General features: G+C 63.5%; 21 protein-coding genes. 14 read left to right on the top strand and 7 right to left on the bottom strand.

Annotated features, from left to right (window positions below; genetic code table 11):
- The 3 genes from urtC to urtA all read right to left on the bottom strand — a co-directional run bounded on the left by urtC (window position 1) and on the right by urtA (window position 4,178).
- Window positions 1-1,167: an urea ABC transporter permease subunit UrtC gene (gene urtC / locus K288_RS0108940; protein ID WP_027579230.1), complete on the bottom strand. Its 1,167-nt coding sequence runs from the start codon at window positions 1,165-1,167 to the stop codon at window positions 1-3.
- Window positions 1,164-2,777 (bottom strand): urea ABC transporter permease subunit UrtB, encoded by a 1,614-nt coding sequence (gene urtB / locus K288_RS0108935; RefSeq protein WP_084799524.1) that lies wholly within the window; start codon window positions 2,775-2,777, stop codon window positions 1,164-1,166. The genes urtC and urtB overlap by 4 nt, the downstream gene beginning before the upstream one ends.
- Before the next feature lie 75 nt (window positions 2,778-2,852).
- On the bottom strand, window positions 2,853-4,178 hold the full coding sequence (gene urtA, locus K288_RS0108930) for an urea ABC transporter substrate-binding protein (RefSeq protein ID WP_027579228.1): 1,326 nt from the start codon (window positions 4,176-4,178) through the stop codon (window positions 2,853-2,855).
- A 573-nt stretch (window positions 4,179-4,751) separates the two neighbouring features.
- On the opposite strand from urtA, the gene K288_RS0108925 reads away from it, so the two are divergent.
- The 3 genes from K288_RS0108925 (at window position 4,752) to K288_RS0108915 (ending at window position 6,969) form a co-directional block, all read left to right on the top strand.
- The gene (locus K288_RS0108925) at window positions 4,752-6,176 is read left to right on the top strand and encodes a DEAD/DEAH box helicase (protein ID WP_027579227.1); all 1,425 of its coding nucleotides are present in this window, start codon (window positions 4,752-4,754) and stop codon (window positions 6,174-6,176) included.
- 25 nt (window positions 6,177-6,201) lie between these two features.
- Window positions 6,202-6,492 (top strand): translation initiation factor IF-1, encoded by a 291-nt coding sequence (infA, locus tag K288_RS0108920; RefSeq protein ID WP_027579226.1) that lies wholly within the window; start codon window positions 6,202-6,204, stop codon window positions 6,490-6,492.
- Window positions 6,493-6,756: 264 nt separating this feature from the next.
- Window positions 6,757-6,969 (top strand): cold-shock protein, encoded by a 213-nt coding sequence (locus K288_RS0108915; protein ID WP_027579225.1) that lies wholly within the window; start codon window positions 6,757-6,759, stop codon window positions 6,967-6,969.
- 113 nt (window positions 6,970-7,082) lie between these two features.
- Here K288_RS0108915 and K288_RS0108910 read toward each other — a convergent pair whose 3' ends face one another.
- The 3 genes from K288_RS0108910 to K288_RS0108900 form a co-directional block, all read right to left on the bottom strand.
- The gene (locus K288_RS0108910; RefSeq protein ID WP_244443109.1) at window positions 7,083-7,724 is read right to left on the bottom strand and encodes a TadE/TadG family type IV pilus assembly protein; all 642 of its coding nucleotides are present in this window, start codon (window positions 7,722-7,724) and stop codon (window positions 7,083-7,085) included.
- Window positions 7,725-7,732: 8 nt separating this feature from the next.
- Window positions 7,733-8,314, bottom strand: a complete 582-nt coding sequence (locus K288_RS0108905; protein ID WP_027579223.1) for a TadE/TadG family type IV pilus assembly protein — start codon at window positions 8,312-8,314, stop codon at window positions 7,733-7,735.
- 157 nt (window positions 8,315-8,471) lie between these two features.
- Window positions 8,472-8,975 (bottom strand): pilus assembly protein N-terminal domain-containing protein, encoded by a 504-nt coding sequence (locus K288_RS0108900; protein ID WP_027579222.1) that lies wholly within the window; start codon window positions 8,973-8,975, stop codon window positions 8,472-8,474.
- Window positions 8,976-9,058: 83 nt separating this feature from the next.
- Here K288_RS0108900 and K288_RS52225 point away from each other — a divergent pair, with 83 nt between their 5' ends.
- The 11 genes from K288_RS52225 (at window position 9,059) to K288_RS0108850 (ending at window position 18,362) form a co-directional block, all read left to right on the top strand.
- Window positions 9,059-9,424 carry a hypothetical protein gene (locus K288_RS52225; RefSeq protein WP_152535446.1) on the top strand — a complete coding sequence of 122 codons (366 nt, stop codon included), beginning with the start codon at window positions 9,059-9,061 and terminating at the stop codon, window positions 9,422-9,424.
- A gap of 33 nt (window positions 9,425-9,457) precedes the next feature.
- On the top strand, window positions 9,458-9,631 hold the full coding sequence (locus K288_RS50165; RefSeq protein WP_064737308.1) for a Flp family type IVb pilin: 174 nt from the start codon (window positions 9,458-9,460) through the stop codon (window positions 9,629-9,631).
- A 77-nt stretch (window positions 9,632-9,708) separates the two neighbouring features.
- Window positions 9,709-9,855 (top strand): hypothetical protein, encoded by a 147-nt coding sequence (locus K288_RS53565; protein ID WP_160168952.1) that lies wholly within the window; start codon window positions 9,709-9,711, stop codon window positions 9,853-9,855.
- A gap of 82 nt (window positions 9,856-9,937) precedes the next feature.
- Window positions 9,938-10,462 (top strand): prepilin peptidase, encoded by a 525-nt coding sequence (locus K288_RS0108885; protein WP_027579221.1) that lies wholly within the window; start codon window positions 9,938-9,940, stop codon window positions 10,460-10,462.
- Window positions 10,463-10,591: 129 nt separating this feature from the next.
- Window positions 10,592-11,389, top strand: a complete 798-nt coding sequence (gene cpaB / locus K288_RS0108880; RefSeq protein WP_027579220.1) for a Flp pilus assembly protein CpaB — start codon at window positions 10,592-10,594, stop codon at window positions 11,387-11,389.
- Between the two features lie 17 nt (window positions 11,390-11,406).
- Window positions 11,407-12,882, top strand: coding sequence for a type II and III secretion system protein family protein (locus tag K288_RS0108875; protein WP_027579219.1), 1,476 nt, complete (start codon window positions 11,407-11,409; stop codon window positions 12,880-12,882).
- A gap of 9 nt (window positions 12,883-12,891) precedes the next feature.
- Window positions 12,892-13,641 carry a CpaD family pilus assembly protein gene (locus K288_RS0108870; RefSeq protein ID WP_043159523.1) on the top strand — a complete coding sequence of 250 codons (750 nt, stop codon included), beginning with the start codon at window positions 12,892-12,894 and terminating at the stop codon, window positions 13,639-13,641.
- Window positions 13,638-14,903 carry a hypothetical protein gene (locus K288_RS0108865; protein WP_027579217.1) on the top strand — a complete coding sequence of 422 codons (1,266 nt, stop codon included), beginning with the start codon at window positions 13,638-13,640 and terminating at the stop codon, window positions 14,901-14,903. The genes K288_RS0108870 and K288_RS0108865 overlap by 4 nt, the downstream gene beginning before the upstream one ends.
- Before the next feature lie 18 nt (window positions 14,904-14,921).
- A complete protein-coding gene (locus K288_RS0108860; protein WP_027579216.1) occupies window positions 14,922-16,385 on the top strand; it encodes a CpaF family protein in 1,464 nt (487 codons plus the stop codon).
- An 11-nt stretch (window positions 16,386-16,396) separates the two neighbouring features.
- Window positions 16,397-17,374, top strand: coding sequence for a type II secretion system F family protein (locus K288_RS0108855; protein WP_027579215.1), 978 nt, complete (start codon window positions 16,397-16,399; stop codon window positions 17,372-17,374).
- A gap of 10 nt (window positions 17,375-17,384) precedes the next feature.
- Window positions 17,385-18,362: a type II secretion system F family protein gene (locus K288_RS0108850; RefSeq protein WP_027579214.1), complete on the top strand. Its 978-nt coding sequence runs from the start codon at window positions 17,385-17,387 to the stop codon at window positions 18,360-18,362.
- 35 nt (window positions 18,363-18,397) lie between these two features.
- Here the strand turns inward: K288_RS0108850 and K288_RS0108845 are convergent, their stop codons facing one another.
- The gene (locus K288_RS0108845) at window positions 18,398-19,207 is read right to left on the bottom strand and encodes a tetratricopeptide repeat protein (protein WP_027579213.1); all 810 of its coding nucleotides are present in this window, start codon (window positions 19,205-19,207) and stop codon (window positions 18,398-18,400) included.
- Between the last annotated feature and the right edge of the window lie 30 nt (window positions 19,208-19,237).

The raw sequence follows: 19,237 nt of genomic DNA, 5'->3' as shown, positions 1-19,237 counted from the left end.
CTACTCCGCTGGATTGGGTTCGGTGATGCCGTCTTCGCGCGCAGCGCTCTCCGCGGCCGCGACGCGCTGTGCCCTCCATGGCTCCCACCAGGAATTGAAGGTGCCGACGATGCCCTTGGGCAACAGCAGCGTCACCAGGATGAACAGCGCGCCCAGCATGAACAGCCAGTACGGCGCGAGCGGGCCCGAGGTGAAGAACGTCTTGGCATAGTTGACGACGACGGCGCCGAGCGCCGCGCCCACCAGCGTGCCGCGGCCGCCGACCGCGACCCAGATCACGGCCTCGATGGAATTGCCCGGCGCGAATTCGCTCGGATTGATGATGCCGACCTGCGGCACATAGAGTGCGCCGGCGACGCCGGCCATGCAGGCCGACAGCGTGAACACGAACAGCTTGTAGGATTCGACGCGATAGCCGAGGAAGCGGGTGCGGCTTTCGGCGTCGCGGACCGCGATCAGCACCTTGCCGAGTTTCGAGGTCACGATCGCCCGGCAAATCAAGAAGCCGATAATGAGTGCCAGGCAGCTCAGCGCGAACAAAGTTGCGCGGGTGCCGTCGGCCTGGACATTGAAGCCCAGGATGTCCTTGAAGTCGGTCAGGCCGTTATTGCCGCCGAAGCCGAAATCATTGCGGAAGAAGGCGAGCAAGAGCGCATAGGTCATTGCCTGCGTGATGATCGAGAGATAGACGCCGGTGACGCGGGAGCGGAACGCGAGCCAGCCGAAGCAGAAGGCGAGCAAGCCGGGCACCAGCAGCACCATCAGCGCCGCGAAGGGGAACATATCGAAGCCGTACCAGTACCAGGGCAGCTTGTCCCAGTTCAGGAACACCATGAAATCAGGCAGGAGCGGATTGCCATAGACGCCGCGGCTGCCGATCTGGCGCATCAGGTACATGCCCATGGCGTAGCCGCCGAGCGCGAAGAAGGCGCCGTGGCCGAGCGAGAGGATGCCGCAATAGCCCCAGATCAGGTCGATGGAGAGCGCGAGGATGGCGTAGCAGACATATTTGCCCCACAGCGCCACCAGATAGGTCGGCACCTGGAGGAACGAGCCCTGCGGCAGCAGCAGGTTCGACAGCGGGATCAGGATGCCGACCGCCGCGACGATAAGGACGAAGGCGGTCGCAGCGCGGTCCAGCGAGCGGGTGAGGATGTGCGCGCTCATGCTTCCACCGCCCGCCCTTTCAACGCGAACAGCCCGCGCGGCCGCTTCTGGATGAACAGGATGATCAGCACCAGGATGGCGATCTTGCCGAGCACGGCGCCGGCGACCGGCTCCAGGAACTTGTTGGCGATGCCGAGCGTGAAGGCGCCGACCAGCGTACCCCAGAGATTGCCGACGCCGCCGAACACGACAACCATGAAACTGTCGATGATGTAGCTCTGGCCGAGATTGGGGCTGACATTGTCGATCTGCGACAGCGCCACGCCGGCGATGCCGGCAATCCCCGAACCGAGGCCGAAGGTCAGCGCGTCGACGCGTGAGGTGGCAATGCCCATCGAGGCCGCCATGCGGCGGTTCTGCGTCACCGCGCGCATCTCGAGGCCGAGCGTCGTGAAGCGCAGCATCGCGAGCAGGATCACGAAGACCGCGAGCGTGAAGCAGAGGATCCAGAGCCGGTTATAGGTGATGGTGATCTGCCCGAGCTCGAAGGCGCCGCTCATCCAGGAGGGATTGCCGACCTCGCGGTTGGTCGGGCCGAACACGGTGCGCACCGCCTGCTGCAGCACCAGCGACAGGCCCCAGGTCGCCAGCAGCGTCTCCAGCGGCCGGCCATAGAGGAAGCGGATGATGCTGCGCTCGATCAGGACGCCGATCCCGCCCGCGACCAGGAAGGCGAGCGGCACGGCGATCAAGAGCGAATAGTCGAACAGACCGGGATAGCGCGTGCGGATCACCTCCTGCACCACGAAGGTGGTGTAGGCGCCCAGCATCACCATCTCGCCATGGGCCATGTTGATGACGCCCATCACGCCGAAGGTGATGGCGAGCCCGATCGCCGCCAGCAGCAGCACCGAGCCGAGCGACAGGCCGTACCAGGCATTCTGCACCGCCGACCACATCGCCAGATTGCTCTGGATCGAGGCGATCGCGCCGGTGATGGCTTGCGCCACCAGTGGCGGCTGGTCAGGGCCCGCGCTGGTCAATAGCGCCAGCGCTTCCTGGTCACCGCGCGACTTGATGACCGAGACGGCTTCGAGCTTGTCGTTGTCGGAGGCGTCGGACTTGAACAGGATGATCGCCGCACGGGCTTCGGTGAAGGCCTCCTTGGCCGCCTTGTCGGTCTCCTTCGCCAGCGCGCCCTCGACCACCGGGAGCGCGTTCTCGTCATGGCTCTTGAAGACGGATTGCGCGGCGGCGACGCGCTTGGCGGGATCCGGCGAGAGCAGCGTCAGGCTGCCGAGCGCGGCCTCGACCGTGCGGCGCAGGCGGTTGTTGAGACGGACGGACGCGGCATTGTCCGGCAGCTTGTCGACGGCGGCCCCCGTGGCGGCATCGATGATCTTGCCGTCGGCCTGCGTGATGAAGACTTTCTTGCTCTCGGGATCGGCCGACAGCCGCTCTTCCTGGAGCGCGGAGATGATCGGGAAGGCGAGCGGATTGCCCGAGCTTGCGACCGCCTCGATCGCCTCTTCGGTATCGGAAAACTCGTCGTTGGCGAATTTGCCGACCGCGTCCTCGAACGTTCCAGCGAAGGCCGGCAGCGCGAAGCAGGAAATCAGCAAGACTGAAAGAACGATCGCGCGAAAACGATCAAGGAAATGGCCAAACACGTGACAACCCCGGCAGGAGTGGTGAGGAGAAGGCGGCGAACGCCGCCGCCTGCTCCGGTCGCTTGGAAGTTCAGATCAGGAGCCCTGACCGCCGCACTTGTTGGTCTTGGTGTTCCAGTTGCCGCACTTCTTGCCGACCCAGTCGCCGATCAGGTCCTTGGAGCCATCGAGCTCCTTCGACCAGGCATCGCCTGCGACGAGGCCGGGGGTCTTCCACACCACGTCGAACTGGCCGTTGCCCTTGATCTCGCCGATGAACACCGGCTTGGTGATGTGGTGGTTCGGCAGCATCTTGGAGACGCCGCCGGTCAGGTTCGGCGCTTCGATGCCGGGCAGCGCGTCGATCACCTTGTCCGGATCGGTGGACTTCACCTTCTCAACCGCCTTCACCCACATGTTGAAGCCGATGTAGTGCGCTTCCATCGGATCGTTGGTCACGCGCTTCGGATTCTTGGTGTAGGCCTGCCACTCCTTGATGAACTTCTCGTTGGCGGGCGTCTTGATCGACTCGAAGTAGTTCCAGGCGGCGAGATGGCCGACCAGCGGCTTGGTGTCGATGCCGGCGAGCTCTTCCTCACCGACCGAGAACGCGACCACCGGAATGTCGGTCGCCTTGATGCCCTGGTTGCCGAGCTCCTTGTAGAAGGGCACGTTGGCGTCGCCGTTGATGGTGGAGACCACCGCCGTCTTCTTGCCGGCCGAACCGAACTTCTTGATGTCGGCCACGATCGTCTGCCAGTCGCTATGACCGAACGGCGTGTAGTTGATCATGATGTCTTCCTGCTTGACGCCCTTCGACTTCAAGTAGGCTTCCAGGATCTTGTTGGTGGTGCGCGGATAGACGTAGTCGGTGCCCGCCAGCACCCAGCGCTTCACCTTCTCGTCCTTCATCAGGTAGTCGACGGCGGGGATCGCCTGCTGGTTCGGCGCGGCGCCGGTGTAGAACACGTTGCGCTCGGACTCTTCGCCCTCATACTGCACCGGGTAGAACAGGATGTTGTTCAGCTCCTTGAACACCGGGAGCACGGATTTGCGCGACACCGAGGTCCAGCAGCCGAACACGACCGCGACCTTGTCCTTGGTGATGAGTTCGCGCGCCTTTTCCGCGAACAGCGGCCAGTTCGATGCGGGATCGACGACGACAGCCTCGAGCTTCTTGCCGAGCACGCCGCCCTTCTTGTTCTGCTCGTCGATCAGAAAGAGAATCGTATCCTTCAGCGTGGTCTCGCTGATGGCCATGGTGCCGGAGAGGGAATGCAGGACGCCGACCTTGATGGTGTCGTCGGCGGCTTTGGCCGGAGAAAATGGCGAGGACGCCAGGCCCAAAACGAGGCCCGCGGCAGCCGCGAGCCAGCCGCGGCGGCTCAGCGTCGCTATATCGTGAGTAAGTTGTGCAAGCATGAAATATCATCTCCCTGACGCAGGCGTGAACGCATGCGAAACGGCCCCACGGCCGCCTGCGACAAAAGGAATCGCAAGAACCATGCCACGGTTGAAGCACTGCTTAAGCTGCTGCTAGCACGGGGAAATTCGCCGTTTACGAGAAAATACCGAGAACGTAAGCCCAATTATTAGGCGACAAAAATGTATGCCAAAGCGGCAATCAGTTTATTTTTTGAGCAATCAGATCGATTTGGCTAAATTTCCGGCAACTAATTGTGACACTGTCGCGACAGCGGGCTCGCGCCCCTGCAACAGTGACTTCGCGCCCGAAGCCGGCCGAATCCGAGCAGAGTTACCTTGAAAGCGCCGCGTTCATGTTCCATATGAGTGTCATGGCCCGAGCGAATCGCCGGGTCGGCGCAAGCTTGCGTGTTCTAAGCCGCCTTGGTTCCCACTAGCCTTGGCGGGTTCTGGCTTGCCTTTGATCAGCCAACAGCACCGATGCCCCAAACACGCGGGTATCACTGATGCCCTCACGCGCCCGGTCGAGATGGCCGGCGCGCCTGACGTTTTGATGGAAAGACCTCCCTTTTGACCTCCTTTCAGGATTTCGGCCTTGCCGATCCCATCGCCCGCGCGCTTCGGGAAGAGAACTACGTCACTCCTACCCCCATCCAGGCCCAGACTATCCCGCTCGCGCTCGAAGGCCGCGACGTGATCGGCATTGCGCAAACTGGCACCGGCAAGACCGCGTCCTTTGCACTGCCGATCCTCAACCGCCTGCTGCAGAACCGCACCAAGGTGCAGCCGAAGTCATGCCGCGTGCTGGTGCTCTCGCCGACCCGCGAATTGTCGGGCCAGATCCTCGACAGCTTCAATGCCTATGGCCGCCACATCCGTCTCTCTTCGGCGCTGGCGATCGGCGGCGTTCCGATGGGCCGGCAGGTCCGCTCGGTGATGCAGGGAGTCGAGGTCATGGTCGCGACCCCGGGCCGCCTGCTCGACCTTGTGCAGAGCAACGGCCTGAAGCTCAACCAGGTCGAGTTCCTGGTGCTCGATGAAGCCGACCGCATGCTCGACATGGGCTTCATCAACGACATCAGGAAGATCGTCGCCAAGCTGCCGGCGAAGCGGCAGACGCTATTCTTCTCGGCGACGATGCCGAAGGATATCGCCGAGCTCGCCGAAGCGATGCTGCGCGATCCCGCCCGCGTCGCGGTGACGCCGGTGTCCTCGACCGCCGAGCGCGTCACGCAGCGCATCATCCAGGTCGACTTCACCGCCAAGCCCGCCGTGCTGGCGCAACTGCTGCAGCAGGAGCCGGTTAACCGCGCGCTGGTGTTCACCCGCACCAAGCACGGCGCCGACAAGGTGGTGAGGGGGCTGGAGAAGGCCGGCATCGCGGCCAATGCGATCCACGGCAACAAGTCGCAGAATCACAGGGAACGCACGCTGGCGGCATTTCGTTCCGGCGAAATCCGCACATTGGTCGCAACCGACATCGCCGCACGCGGCATCGATGTCGACGGCATCAGCCATGTCGTCAATTACGACCTGCCCAACGTGCCGGAGACTTATGTGCACCGCATCGGCCGCACCGCACGTGCCGGCGCCGACGGCGTTGCGATCTCGCTGATCGCGGGTGCGGAGGAAATGGGATATCTTCGCGACATCGAACGGCTGATCCGGGTGGCGCTGCCGCGCGAAGATCGCCGCACGCCGGGCAGCCGCGAACAGGCACCTGCCGCCACCCCGCATCGGGCGCCTGGACGATCGGCGCAGCGGCCCCATCAGACCAGAGGAAATGAATCGCCTCAGGCAGCAAAAGGGCCTCGCCGCCGCCGCCGTCGAGGTGGTAAGAATGGCGCGCCGCAGGTGAACCGGGGCGAGTCGCCACGTCCGCCGCAGATCGGCAAGAGCGATGGCGTCAAGGGCGACATTCAAGGCGTCGCCTTCCTGCATCGCGAAAGCCGGGCGAAACCGCAACCCAACCGCAACAACCAAACGCAGCGCTAGCCGTCGATCGATTCTGGAGAACCACATGGCTAAGGAAGAGCTGATCCAGTTCGAAGGGCTGGTGACCGAAATCCTCCCCGATGCACGCTATCGCGTGCAACTCGATACTGGACACGAGATTGTCGCCTACACAGCCGGCAAGATGAAGAAGAACCGCATCAAGACGCTGGCCGGCGACCGGGTTACGATTGAAATGTCGCCCTACGACCTCGAAAAGGGGCGGCTGATTTTCCGTCACAAGGACGAACGCCCGAGTTCGCCCGGCGGCCCGCCGCGGGGCCAGCCGCCGCGGGGCGGCCAGTTCCGCCGCCGCTGACGTGCCCCAGAGGCGTCTGGAGTCGCGCACGACACCTTTGGTGTCTCGCGCGATCCCGGCGCTTTGCACCTTCGAACGAAATCCGCGCACGTCAGGATTGTTTTAGGGCTGTTTTTCGCATAATATCGGCTTAATCGATTTTCGGCCGGACGACATTAGCCATCCACCGGTATCCCGGTTCAGGTGCTGACGACCCTTCCAAAATTCGATCCACCAGCCCGCGAGAGTGGGTTTTGACTTGTCTATCTGAGAAGGGACTATCCCGTGAGCATGGGAACCGTGAAGTGGTTTAACGCGACCAAAGGCTACGGCTTCATTCAGCCTGACGACGGCGGCAACGACGTGTTCGTGCACATCAGCGCCGTCGAGCGCGCCGGCTTGGGCACGCTGCGCGAAGGCCAGAAGATCTCCTACGAGATCGTGGCCGACCGCCGTTCGGGCAAATCCGCCGCCGACAATCTGCGCGCGGCGAACTGACCGACTGCGGGGCCGCGCACGCGGCGCTCGTATGCCAACAGCAACGAACAAAGAAAAGCCGCGCCCATCGCGCGGCTTTTCGCTTTGGATACGATGCGAATTCCGAAAATGCTCTAAGAGACCGGCGTGCAGCTATTGCTCAACTGGGTGGGCGGCGGATAGTCGACGCAGAGAGACTGTCTCGGGCGGGTATAGGACTCGTCTTTCCTCGTAACTTTGGTCTTGAGTACGTAACCGACTATCGGCGTGTAGTCGTAGCTGACCTCACTCCAGATCAGCCAGGTATTCGGTATCAATAATCCTCCCGGAACCGTCACCGTATCCTTCGGCTTGCGCGGGGACTGCTTAAGTGCCGCCTCCGGGAAGCCGCCAACGAGCGCGACGGTGGCCGACTGGCTCCACTGGATCTTCGCGATGCCGTTCTTGTCGATGAACACTTCCGAGACGGTCGCGGTCAGCGGCGTCAAGGAATAGGGCAACATGATTGCTCCGCTCGCGGCGAAGACATTCTGCATGGCCGCGGTGTTGACGCTGTCCAGCGATTGCGAGGTCAGGTCGGACGCCCCTCGTGCAACCAGCGCCAGCTTGCGCTGGATGGCAACGAGAGAGCCGACCTCGACCGTTCCGAAGAACAGCACCAGCATGATGGGCACGACCAGCGCGAATTCGATTGCCGCCACGCCGCGGCAATCGCGCACGAGATTGCCGATCTGGCGACGCACATGCCACATCGATGATAGCGAAATCATTTTCATTGATTTGCTCATGAGCACGTCGTCCCGCCAGTCGGGAAGGGCTCGTTCCTGAAGACTGCCGTTGCCGACAACAGGCGCTTGCTGCCATTCAGATTGGAGAAGTCGTATTGGAGGTTGTCTCCACCAATAAGCATCTTGAGGATGATGACCGGCCACTCATAGAACAACCGGACCACGACGAAATCGCCGTCCCGGCCAGGACAATACTTCATATCATTGGTGAAGGTACCGCCCGGACCGATCTGGTTAGGGATTTTGACCTCTCCGGCCTGCGGGTAGCTGCGAACGTCGACGGAGATGCCGTTGCAATTGAACATGAAACTGAGCTTGTGAGCGCAGACTGCCGCCTTGAATTGCGCCTGACTGAGCGAGCCGCCTTGCGCCTCGCCGGTCAGGACGAGGCGCGCGGAATCCTGGTTGATCGTCTCGAGCACCTGGCCGGCGAAGAAGATCAGCGCCGTCTCGATGATCGCGAACAGCAGCACGAAGAAGATAGGCGCGACGAGGGCGAATTCGACGGCCGTTACGCCGCGACGATCGCGGCGAAACCGACGCAATAGGTTCCGGAAAGAGCCAAGGGGATGCGACATCAGAGGAGTCTCGCGGGATGACACCGCAAGGACTAACTGAAACTAATTGTCGAAATGTTTCGTCGGGTCGAGACAGGATGGCCTGTTCCGTTAGGCCGCCGTTAAGCATGGACGCGACAGCGCAACACCGTCGTGCCGGCGGCCTCGGCACCTAACGTCAGTTGGACGACTTGCCGCTGCTCTGCCCGCTTGCCTGGCTGCTGAGTGAACCGGCCTGATCGATGGTGGACTTGAAGTAGGTCTCGCCATCGCCGAGCGTCACGCGGCGCTGGCAGATCGGCATGCAGCTATAGGATTCCCGCTCGATGCCGCGATAGACGGTGACGAGCTGGTCGCTCGGTCCCTGGACCTGGATCTGGCGATCGACCAGCACCTGGCCGTTGCGATCCATGGCGATGAAATTGGTGGCGCCATAACCCTTGCCGGTGACGACCACGACGCCGCCGGTCTGCAGCGTCACATCAGCGATCAGGGGATTGCCGACCACGATGGTGGCGATGCCGGTCGGGAGCTTGACGAGCTTGGCCTGGTCGACATTGACCTCGATCCGATCAGGATCGGCGGCGGCCAAGCTTGCAGGAGGCCATGCTGGGACGGCGGCGGCTGCGAGAAGGAAGGCGAGGCCCGCCAACACACGGATACGCTCTGATCTGAACGACATACTCTACCCCGGGGCATTGACAAGCCGGCAACCGCGATACGCAGCGGAAGCGGCGCCCGACACCGCTAAACTGACAACAATTCATGAACGAAGTGCAAAAAGCGCTTCGGCAATTTCATCCGCATTCGTTTCAGGACCAGACAGACGAATGGCCCGACAATCATGTTCGCCGAACCAGCGCCTGCTCCGTGAAGATCAATCACGAGGCGGCTCGGACGCGATCGTTGAATTCTCGGCGTGGCGCTCCCGTAGAGGAGCATGATCTAATTCCAGCGAACCCGAAACATTTGCATTTTGTTGATGGTCTTAAGCCCGCGTTGACTCTGCATCGGAACTGTCAAATTTGGGGCGATCTTTCTGCAATCGAATTAACTGCTGCGCAATTGTCGCACCCCTACGGTCGCGTGCATGGTCACGGTGCTGAGAACGCCGGTGTGACCAAAGGATAGTTCGACCAGCCACGTGCACACCAGGAGTAATCTATGAAGAACCTCGTTTCCCGTTTCATTAAGGACGAATCCGGCGCGACCGCCATCGAATACGGTCTGATCGCCGCTCTCATTGCTGTTGCCATCATCACTGCCCTTCGCCTCGTCGGCACCAACCTGACCAACATGTTGAACAACGTGGCGACCAATCTGGCGCCTGCGCCGTAATCGGCGCTCCCGACCAACAATAAAGGCCCCGGCAATCCGGGGCCTTTGTCCTATTCGTCGAGTTGGACGGCGAAAGCATGCGTAGATCAACTGTTCATCGCTTTGTGGCGACAAAGGCCTATCTTCAGGCCGGCAATCCGAACGACGCATCCGCACAGATCATCTGCGCCGCCCTGGTACTGGCAGTTGTCACGCTCGCCTGGCGCATTGCGGCAGTCTGGTGACGTGCCTCCTTCGCCGATTGTTCATCTCTCGCGGCTATATTCGAGGCGCCATTCATCCTGACCGCACGGGCTGTGTAATCACATGATCCTCGACATTCTTCGCCTGCTGCTGTTTCCCGCACTGATGGCGTTCGCGGCTGCAAGCGACCTTGTCAGCATGACGATTTCCAACCGGGTATCGCTGGCGCTCGTGGTCGGCTTCGTCGTGCTCGCTGTCGCGAGTGGCATGGGGCTCCACGATGCGATTTCGCATGCGGGTGCCGGCGCCGCCGTGCTCGCGGCAGGATTTGCCTTCTTTGCGTTCGGCTGGATTGGCGGCGGGGACGCCAAGGTCGCGGCCGCCGCCGCGCTGTGGTTCGGCTTCGACCATCTGCTGCCCTATCTCCTCTATGCATCCCTCTTTGGCGGCGCGCTGACGCTGGGCCTGCTCCAATTCCGACAATGGCCGCTGCCCTACCCGCTGATGGGCCAGGCCTGGCTGCTGCGGCTGCACGCCAAGGAGACCGGCATTCCCTATGGCATCGCACTCGCGCTCGGCGCACTCGTGATCTATCCCGAGACCGAGTGGATGAAGGCGGTCGACTTCGCGCATTTCGCAATGCGTTGAGCGGGCGGAAGTAACAGCCCGTTAAGCCGATTTAGATACGCCTCATTAACCATGCTTTGACGAATAGCTGGTCAACTGCCGATCACGGCGGCGGGAACCGTCGCGTCGTCCCGTGGAAAGTGAAGCGTAATGAACACCGCACGCATCGTGGTCCTGGCTATCGCCGGCGTTGCCGGCCTCGCGGCCCTGTACCTGGCGAGCGGAAGCAGTGACCAATCCGCTCCCAAGCCCCAGCCAGTCGCGCAATTGCCGACCGTCGATATTCTCGTCGCGAAGTCCGACATCGGCCTGGGCCAGGCGGTCAAGCCCGACGATTTACAGTGGCAGACCTGGCCGGCCTCGAGCGCGAGCGGCTCGTTCATGCGGCGCGACGGCAAGGCCGACGCCATGAAGGACGTCATCGGCGCCATTGCTCGTGCGCCCTTCATCGCCGGCGAGCCGATCCGCGAGCAGAAGCTGGTGAAGGCCGATGGCAGCGGCTTCATGGCCGCGATCCTGCCCTCCGGCATGCGCGCGATCTCGACCGACATCTCGCCAGAGACCGCTGCTGGCGGCTTCATCCTGCCGAACGACCGGGTCGACGTCATTCTGTCCAGGCGCACGAAGAATCCGGACAGCAATGGCTCCGATATCGTCCAATCGGAAATCATCCTCAGCAATGTCCGCGTGCTCGCGATCGACCAGGCTCCGAAGGAGAAGGACGGCACCAGCGCGCTGATCGGCAAGACCGTGACGCTCGAGCTCAAGCCCGAACAGGCGGAGACGCTGGCCCGCGCGCGCCAGAGCGGCACGCTGACGCTGGCGCTGCGCAGCATCGCCGACCTCAACGTGGTCGAGGCCAATGCGGAAGATTCAGTGCGCAGGCGCGGCCAAAGCATCAACGTCATCCGCTACGGCGTCGCCAGCCAGCAGTCGACTCAGAAATGAGGAAAAGGGCACAGGGAATGAAGGGCTGGGGGAACCGATCGATGATGCGAGCTTTCGTCGTTCGCGCCCTGTCGTTTTCGGCCGCCGTCGCGTTCACGCTCAACCCGGCCCTGACGCCGGTGGTGGCGAGCGATTACCGCGTCGCAGCGCCGATGGCGGCGGACGGTCAGGCTAACGCGCGCTTCCTGTCGCTCGGCGTCGGCAAATCGGTGGTGGTCGACCTGCCCCGCGATATCAAGGACGTACTGGTGGCCGATCCCAAGATTGCCAATGCCGTGATCCGCTCCGCGCAGCGTGCCTATATCATCGGCGCGGCGGTCGGCCAGACCAACATCGTGTTCTTCGATTCCACGGGCGTACAGATCGCCGCCTATGACATCGCGGTGAAGCGCGATCTCAACGGCGTGCGCGCCGCGCTCCGCCAGTCGCTGCCGAATTCCGACATCCAGATCGACGGCGTCGGCGACGGCGTGGTGCTGACCGGCACGGCCTCGAGCCCGATCGAGGCGCAGCAGGCGGGCGATCTCGCCGCGCGGCTCGCCGGCGGTCCTGAAAAGGTGGTTAACTCAATCATCGTCCGCGGCCGCGACCAGGTGATGCTCAAGGTTACCGTCGCCGAGGTCGCGCGTTCGATCATCAAACAGCTCGGCATCGACCTCACTGCCAACCTGAACTACGGCACGGCGGTCGTGAACTTCAGCAACGCCAATCCCTTCAGCGCCTACGGCCGCCCGCTGGTTCCTACCAATACGGCCACCGCCTCTTTCGGCGCCACCCCCTCGGTGTCGGCGACGCTGCGCGCGATGGAAAGCGCGGGCGTGGTGCGGACGCTGGCCGAGCCGAATCTGACCGCGATTTCCGGCGAATCCGCGACCTTCATCGCGGGTGGCGAATTCCCGATCCCGGCGGGCTATTCCTGCGATCCCGTCACCCATATCTGTACGACGCAGATCCAGTACAAGAAATTCGGCATCTCGCTGAACTTCACGCCCGTCGTGCTGACCGAGGGCCGCATCAGCCTGCGGGTGATGACGGAAGTATCCGAACTGTCGAACGACAATTCGATCACGATCGCGCAGGCGGTCACCGCCGGACAGGTGAATTCGCTCACCATTCCCTCGATCAGGACTCGCCGCGCGGAAACGACCCTGGAAATCCCCTCCGGCGGCGCGATGGCGATGGCCGGCTTGATCCAGGATCAGACCAAGCAAGCGATCAACGGCTTTCCGGGCCTCGCTCAAGTGCCGGTGCTCGGCGCGCTGTTCCGCAGCCGCGACTTCGTCAGCAACCAGACCGAGCTCATGGTGCTAGTGACGCCCTATGTGGTACGCGCGGTGGCGCAGAAGGACCTGTCGCGGCCGGATGACGGCTTTGCCAACGCCTCCGACCCGCAGGCCGATCTCCTTGGCACTGTCAATCGCATCTACGGCGTACCGGGTCGGGCCGGCCCGGCGCGGAATTATCGCGGCACCTACGGCTTCATTACGGACTGAGGCGGGACGATGACACCCAAGCTGACATCCAAACGATCCGCCGATCGCAGCCGCGCCCTCGCTCGCCTCGGAGCGCTGATCAGCATCGCCGTGGCGCTCGGTGCCTGCCGGCACACGGACGATTCGCCGTTGGCGAGCTATCCCGATGATTATCGCCTGCGCCATCCGATCGCAGTCCAGGAAGCCGACCGCTCCATCGTGGTGTTCGTCGGCAGCGGCCGCGGCGGCCTCACCGCTGAACAGCGCGCCGACGTGATGGGACTGGGGCAGACCTGGCTGCGCGAGGGCACCGGCGCGATCAGCATCGACACACCGGTCGGCACGCCGAATGCGCGCGCCGCCGCCGATTCCTTGCGCGAGATCCAGGCGACGTTCGCCGCCGCGGGCGTGCCGCCGCGCGCGGTCGCTGTGCGCCAGTATCATCCAGAGGATCCGCGCCATTTCGCAGCCATCCGGATCAACTATGCGCGGATCTCGGCGGTGGCCGGCCCCTGCGGAGTCTGGCCGGAAGACCTCGGCCCGTCGATCAACAACAAGAGCTATTTCGAGAACAAGCCCTATTACAATTTCGGCTGCGCCTACCAGCGCAACCTCGCCGCCATGGTCGACAACCCGAGCGACCTCGCGCAGCCGCGCGCGGAGACGCCGCCTTACACGAGGCGGCGCGACGTGGTGTTCGATAAATACCGCAAGGGCCTCCCGACGACGACGGCCTATCCCGAGGCCGACTCGGCCAAATTGAGCAATGTCGGCAAATGATCAGCTACGCGCGCCAGAACCCCGACGCCCAGCCTGACATCCTGTCAGAGGTCGAGGAGCATATTGCGCCGGCACCGCGGGTGTCGGTGCAGGCGTTCTGCGACACGGTGGAGACCGCAGCGGCGGTGCAGTCGGCCGGCGAGGACCGCCGACTCGGCAAGGCGCATCTGAAGATCCAGATGGGCGGCATGGCCGCCGCCATCGAGGCCTACCGCTCGGCGCCGACGCCAAACGTCATCATCCTGGAAACCGGGGCCAATGGCGACATTATCGGCGGTCTCGACCAACTCGCTGCGGTCTGCGACGCTGGCACCAGGGTAATCGTGATCGGCCGCCTCAACGACGTCGCGCTCTATCGCGAACTGGTGCGCCGCGGCGTCAGCGACTACCTGATCGCGCCTGTTGTCACCATCGACGTGGTGCGCTCGGTCTGCAACCTGTTTTCGGCGCCCGAGGCCAAGGCGGTCGGGCGCATTCTTGCCGTGGTCGGCGCCAAGGGCGGCGTCGGCGCGTCCACCGTGGCGCATAACGTCGCCTGGGCCATCGCGCGCGACCTGGCGCTGGATTCCGTGGTCGCCGATCTCGATCTCGCCTTCGGCACCGCCGGCCTCGACTATAACCAGGATCCGCCGCAGGGGATCGCCGAAGCCGTGTTCTCGCCCGACCGCGTCGACACCGCCTTCATCGACCGCCTGCTGTCGAAATGCACCGATCACTTGAGCCTGCTGGCGGCGCCGGCCACGCTCGACCGCGTCTACGATTTCGGCGCCGAGGCGTTCGATGCGATCTTCGACACGCTTCGCACGACCATGCCCTGCACCGTGCTCGACATCCCCCACCAATGGTCGGGCTGGACCAAGCGGGCCCTGATCGCCGCCGACGACATCCTGGTGGTCGCGGTCCCGGACCTTGCGAATCTGCGCAACACCAAGAACCTGGTCGACCTCTTGAAGGCGTCACGGCCGAACGACCGCGCGCCGCTCTATTGCCTGAACCAGGTCGGCGTGCCGAAGCGCCCCGAGATCAACACCGCCGAATTCGCCAAGGCGATCGAGGCCGAGCCGATCGCGGCGATCCCGTTCGATCCGCAGATCTTCGGCTCGGCCGCCAATAACGGCCAGATGATCGCGGAGATTTCCGCCAATCATCGCACCATCGAGATGTTCCTGCAGATCGCGCAGCGGCTGACCGGCCGCGGTGAGACCAAAAAGCCGAGGGGGTCGTTCCTGTCGCCCCTGCTGGAGAAGCTGCAGGCGAAATAACGGGTCTGGAGTAGAGTCGTGTTTGGTAAGCGTAGCGCAAATGACAGTGAAGTGCGGGGACTGAGGCCCGCCGTTCACGCGCCGGAGCCTTCGGCCGCAGCCGCGCCGGCGCGCGAGATCACGCCTCCCACCATGCCTTCGCCGTCGATCGCACCGCCCAAGCCGCCGCCGGCGCCGACCGTCGACACGCGCCGGTCCGACAATTATTACCAGGTCAAGGCCACCATCTTCGGGGCGCTGATCGAGGCGATCGACCTCGCCCAGCTCGCCAAGCTCGACGGCGATTCCGCGCGCGAGGAAATCCGCGACATCGTCAACGAGATCATCGCGATCAAGAACATCGTGATGTCGATCGCCGAGCAGGAAGATCTGCTCGATGATATCTGCAACGACGTGCTCGGTTACGGCCCGCTCGAGCCGCTATTGTCGCGCGACGACATCGCCGACATCATGGTCAACGGCGCCGGCACGGTCTACATCGAGGTCGCCGGCAAGATCCAGCGCACGGGCATCCGCTTCCGCGACAACCAGCAGCTTCTCAACATCTGCCAGCGCATCGTCAGCCAGGTCGGCCGCCGCGTCGACGAATCCTCGCCGATCTGCGACGCGCGCCTCGCCGACGGCTCGCGCGTCAACGCCATCGTGCCGCCGCTCGCCATCGACGGCCCGGCGCTCACCATCCGCAAATTCAAGAAGGACAAGCTGACGCTGGAGCAGCTCGTCAAGTTCGGCGCGATCACGCCGGACGGCGCGACCATCCTGCAGATCATCGGCCGCGTCCGTTGCAACGTCTTGATCTCCGGCGGTACCGGCTCCGGCAAGACGACGCTGCTCAACTGCCTGACCAACTATATCGAGCACGACGAGCGCATCATCACCTGCGAGGACGCCGCCGAACTGCAATTGCAGCAGCCTCATGTGGTCCGGCTGGAGACCCGGCCGCCGAACATCGAGGGTGAAGGCCAGGTCACCATGCGCGAACTGGTCCGCAACTGCCTGCGTATGCGCCCCGAGCGAATCATCGTCGGCGAAGTCCGCGGACCGGAGGCGTTCGACCTGCTGCAGGCGATGAACACCGGCCACGACGGCTCGATGGGCACGCTGCACGCCAACAACCCGCGCGAGGCGCTGTCGCGCTGCGAATCCATGATCACGATGGGCGGCTTCTCGCTGCCCTCGCGCACGATCCGCGAGATGATCTGTGCCTCGATCGACGTCATCATCCAGGCCGCGCGCCTGCGCGACGGCTCCCGGCGCATCACGCACATCACCGAAGTGATGGGCATGGAAGGCGACACCATCATCACGCAGGACATTTTCCTGTACGACGTCGTCGGCGAGGACGCCAACGGCAAGATCATCGGCCGGCATCGCTCGACCGGCATCGGCCGGCCGAAATTCTGGGAGCGCGCCCGCTACTATAACGAGGAGAACCGCCTCGCCGCCGCGCTCGACGCCGCCGAAGCGCCGCCGACGGCATAAGGAAGCCGATGATGAACCTGCAACCGCTCGCGCTCGCCTTCCTCGCCGCAACCACCATCGGCGGACTCGCCTGGGTCTTCCTCTATCCTTTGCTGTCGGGGGAGAAGAAGGCTGAAGCGCGCCGCACCTCCATCGCCCACTCCGAACCCACCGCCGTGCGCCAGACCGAACGGACCCAGCGTTCGCGCCGCGAGCAGGTCGAAGGAACCTTGCGCGAGCTCGACGCGCGCCGGCAGAAGGAGGCGAAGCTCTCGCTGAGCAAGCGCCTGACGCAGGCCGGTCTCGACTGGACCCCTCGGAAGTTCTGGATCATTTCCGGCGTCCTTGCCGCGATCGGCTTCGCGCTCACCTACATGGTCGGCGGCGGGCTATTGGGCGCAGTGGGTTTTGCTTTCGCCGCCGGCTTCGGACTGCCGCGCTGGCTGCTCGGCTTCCTGAAGAAACGTCGCGAGGCGGCGTTCCTCAAGGCGCTCCCCGACGCCGTGGACGTCATCGTTCGCGGCATCAAGGCCGGCCTTCCGCTGTTTGAATCGCTCAAGGTGGTCGCCAACGACTCGCCCGAGCCGCTCAAGAGCGAGTTCAAGGCCATCATCGAGACCCAGACGATCGGCATGCCACTCGGCGAGGCCTGCGCCCGGCTGTATGAGAGCATGCCGGTGCCGGAAGCGAACTTCTTCGGCATCGTGGTCTCGATCCAGCAGAAATCCGGCGGCAATCTCTCGGAGGCACTCGGCAACCTGTCCAAGGTGCTGCGCGACCGCAAGAAGATGAAAGAGAAGATCAAGGCGATGTCGATGGAAGCCAAGGCTTCGGCGGGCATCATCGGCGCACTGCCCCCGACCGTCATGATACTCACCTATATCACAGCGCCCGACTACATCTCCCTGCTCTGGACCCATTCAACCGGCCAACTGATGCTGGTTGCCTGTATGGTCTGGATGAGCACCGGCATCTTCGTGATGAAGAAGATGATCAATTTTGATTTCTGACGGATGAAGCATGATTGATTTTCTGGCCGCCAAGCTCCACGACGTCAGGTTCATGACGATGCTGCTCGCGGCGATCGCCGCGAGCGCAACCTGCTATTCGCTGATCATGCCGCTGTTCGCAGGCGAGAACCTGCAGAAGCGCATGAAGGCGGTGGCCAGCGAGCGCGAGCGCATCCGCCAGCGCGAGCGCGAGCGGCTGGCCAGATCGGAGAAGGTATCGCTGCGGCAGACGCCGAAGCAGATCGTCTCCAAGGTCGTGGAGGACTTCAACCTCAGCAAATGGGTGGCGCAGGAGAGCGCCCGCGACAAGCTCATCATGGCCGGCTATCGCGGCAACGCTCCCTATATCACCTTTCTGTTCTTCCGCGCAGTGACGCCGATCGTCATGCTGATCGGCACCGCACTGTACATTTTCGTGATTGCGCAACTGGAAACGTCGCTGCTGGTGAACGTCGGCATCTGCATCGGCGCGGCATATCTCGGGCTGCAGGCGCCGATGCTGTTCCTGAAGAACGCCATTTCCAAGCGTCAGCTTTCCATCAAGCGCGCCTTCCCCGATGCACTCGACCTGCTCTTGATCTGCGTCGAGTCCGGCATGTCGGTCGAGGTCGCTTTCAGGAAAGTCGCGATCGAAATCGTCGGGCAATCGGTGGCGCTGTCCGAGGAGTTCACACTCACCACGGCGGAGCTTTCCTACTTGCAGGACCGCAAGACGGCCTATGAAAACCTCGCCGCCCGCACCGGGCTCGAGAGCGTGAAGTCGGTCTGCCTGGCGCTGCAGCAGTCCGAGCGCTACGGCACGCCGCTCGGCCAGAGCCTGCGCGTGATGGCGCAGGAGAATCGCGACATGCGCATGAACGAAGCGGAAAAGAAAGCTGCCGCGCTGCCGCCAAAACTGACGGTGCCGATGATCCTGTTCTTCCTGCCCTGCCTCTTCATCGTCATCCTCGGCCCGGCCTACATCAAGGTCATGGCGACGTTCCACTGAATCGGGTGTGCGGCTCGCGGAACGCTTGGGACGGATCAATCGTCGCGCGCGACGACCGGCAGTGGTTTCGCCGACGCGGTCCGCGGATTGTCCCGGCCCTTCAGCATGTCGCGGAGGTAGGCGACGTTGGCGGCGGCTTCGCCGGCAGGCAGGTCGGCCTTGACGATGCTCTCGGCTTCCTCGAACCGGCCCTGCAGGCCGACCACCAGGGCAAGGTTCTGCCGCACCCGGCTGTCGGCACGGCTGCTGGCATAGGCGCGGCGCAGATTCTCTTCGGCCTTGGCCAGATCGCGGCTCAGCATGTAGGACAAGCCGAGATTGGACAGCACCGACGGCTCGTCCGGGGCGATGCGCAGCGCGCTCGCATAATAGCGGCGCGCCTCCTCATGCCGGCCAAGCCTGTCGAGCGTGGTTCCCTGCACCGACAGGATGCGCCAATCAGGATTATCGGGTGAGTGCGCGCGGCTCAGTACGTCGAATGCCGCCTGCGCATTGCCGTTGTCGGCAAGCGCCCGGCCATAGGCCGCGAGCAGCGGCCGGTTGCCGGGATTGGCGATCGTGGCCTGCTCCAGCATCGCGACCGCCTGCGCGCGCTGTCCGGTCGTCCGCAGCGCCTGACCGTAACCGATCGCAGCCTCGACATCCTTCGGATTGGCGCGATAGCGCTCGCCATAGAATTCGACAGCACGGTGCGGGTCATCCGGCGCGGCTGCGGCGGTCCGTGTCCGTGTCGTCAGCGGGCCCGCGACATCGGAGAGCGTCTGGCACCCACCAAGACCTGCCGCCAGCAGCGCCGAAAAGGCAGCCGACGCGAGAGCGCGGACAAGACTGGACTGTCGACGCATAGCCCTTTAACTCACAAATTCGCGCGAAAA

Origin of the sequence: Bradyrhizobium sp. Ai1a-2, assembly GCF_000426245.1 — a bacterium.
Lineage (GTDB): Bacteria > Pseudomonadota > Alphaproteobacteria > Rhizobiales > Xanthobacteraceae > Bradyrhizobium.
This window is presented reverse-complemented; position numbering and strand designations above follow the sequence as displayed.

Excerpts from the sequence above, each read along its gene's own strand:
- K288_RS0108875 (WP_027579219.1), top strand. The coding sequence starts at position 11,407 with ATGAAGGGCTGGGGGAACCGATCGATGATGCGAGCTTTCGTCGTTCGC.
- K288_RS52225 (WP_152535446.1), top strand. The coding sequence starts at position 9,059 with ATGAACGAAGTGCAAAAAGCGCTTCGGCAATTTCATCCGCATTCGTTT.
- K288_RS0108850 (WP_027579214.1), top strand. The coding sequence starts at position 17,385 with ATGATTGATTTTCTGGCCGCCAAGCTCCACGACGTCAGGTTCATGACG.
- K288_RS0108845 (WP_027579213.1), bottom strand. The coding sequence starts at position 19,207 with ATGCGTCGACAGTCCAGTCTTGTCCGCGCTCTCGCGTCGGCTGCCTTT.
- K288_RS0108900 (WP_027579222.1), bottom strand. The coding sequence starts at position 8,975 with ATGTCGTTCAGATCAGAGCGTATCCGTGTGTTGGCGGGCCTCGCCTTC.
- K288_RS0108885 (WP_027579221.1), top strand. The coding sequence starts at position 9,938 with ATGATCCTCGACATTCTTCGCCTGCTGCTGTTTCCCGCACTGATGGCG.
- cpaB (WP_027579220.1), top strand. The coding sequence starts at position 10,592 with ATGAACACCGCACGCATCGTGGTCCTGGCTATCGCCGGCGTTGCCGGC.
- K288_RS0108865 (WP_027579217.1), top strand. The coding sequence starts at position 13,638 with ATGATCAGCTACGCGCGCCAGAACCCCGACGCCCAGCCTGACATCCTG.
- urtC (WP_027579230.1), bottom strand. The coding sequence starts at position 1,167 with ATGAGCGCGCACATCCTCACCCGCTCGCTGGACCGCGCTGCGACCGCC.
- K288_RS0108905 (WP_027579223.1), bottom strand. The coding sequence starts at position 8,314 with ATGTCGCATCCCCTTGGCTCTTTCCGGAACCTATTGCGTCGGTTTCGC.
- K288_RS0108910 (WP_244443109.1), bottom strand. The coding sequence starts at position 7,724 with ATGAAAATGATTTCGCTATCATCGATGTGGCATGTGCGTCGCCAGATC.
- K288_RS53565 (WP_160168952.1), top strand. The coding sequence starts at position 9,709 with ATGCGTAGATCAACTGTTCATCGCTTTGTGGCGACAAAGGCCTATCTT.
- urtA (WP_027579228.1), bottom strand. The coding sequence starts at position 4,178 with ATGCTTGCACAACTTACTCACGATATAGCGACGCTGAGCCGCCGCGGC.
- infA (WP_027579226.1), top strand. The coding sequence starts at position 6,202 with ATGGCTAAGGAAGAGCTGATCCAGTTCGAAGGGCTGGTGACCGAAATC.
- K288_RS0108855 (WP_027579215.1), top strand. The coding sequence starts at position 16,397 with ATGAACCTGCAACCGCTCGCGCTCGCCTTCCTCGCCGCAACCACCATC.
- K288_RS50165 (WP_064737308.1), top strand. The coding sequence starts at position 9,458 with ATGAAGAACCTCGTTTCCCGTTTCATTAAGGACGAATCCGGCGCGACC.
- K288_RS0108870 (WP_043159523.1), top strand. The coding sequence starts at position 12,892 with ATGACACCCAAGCTGACATCCAAACGATCCGCCGATCGCAGCCGCGCC.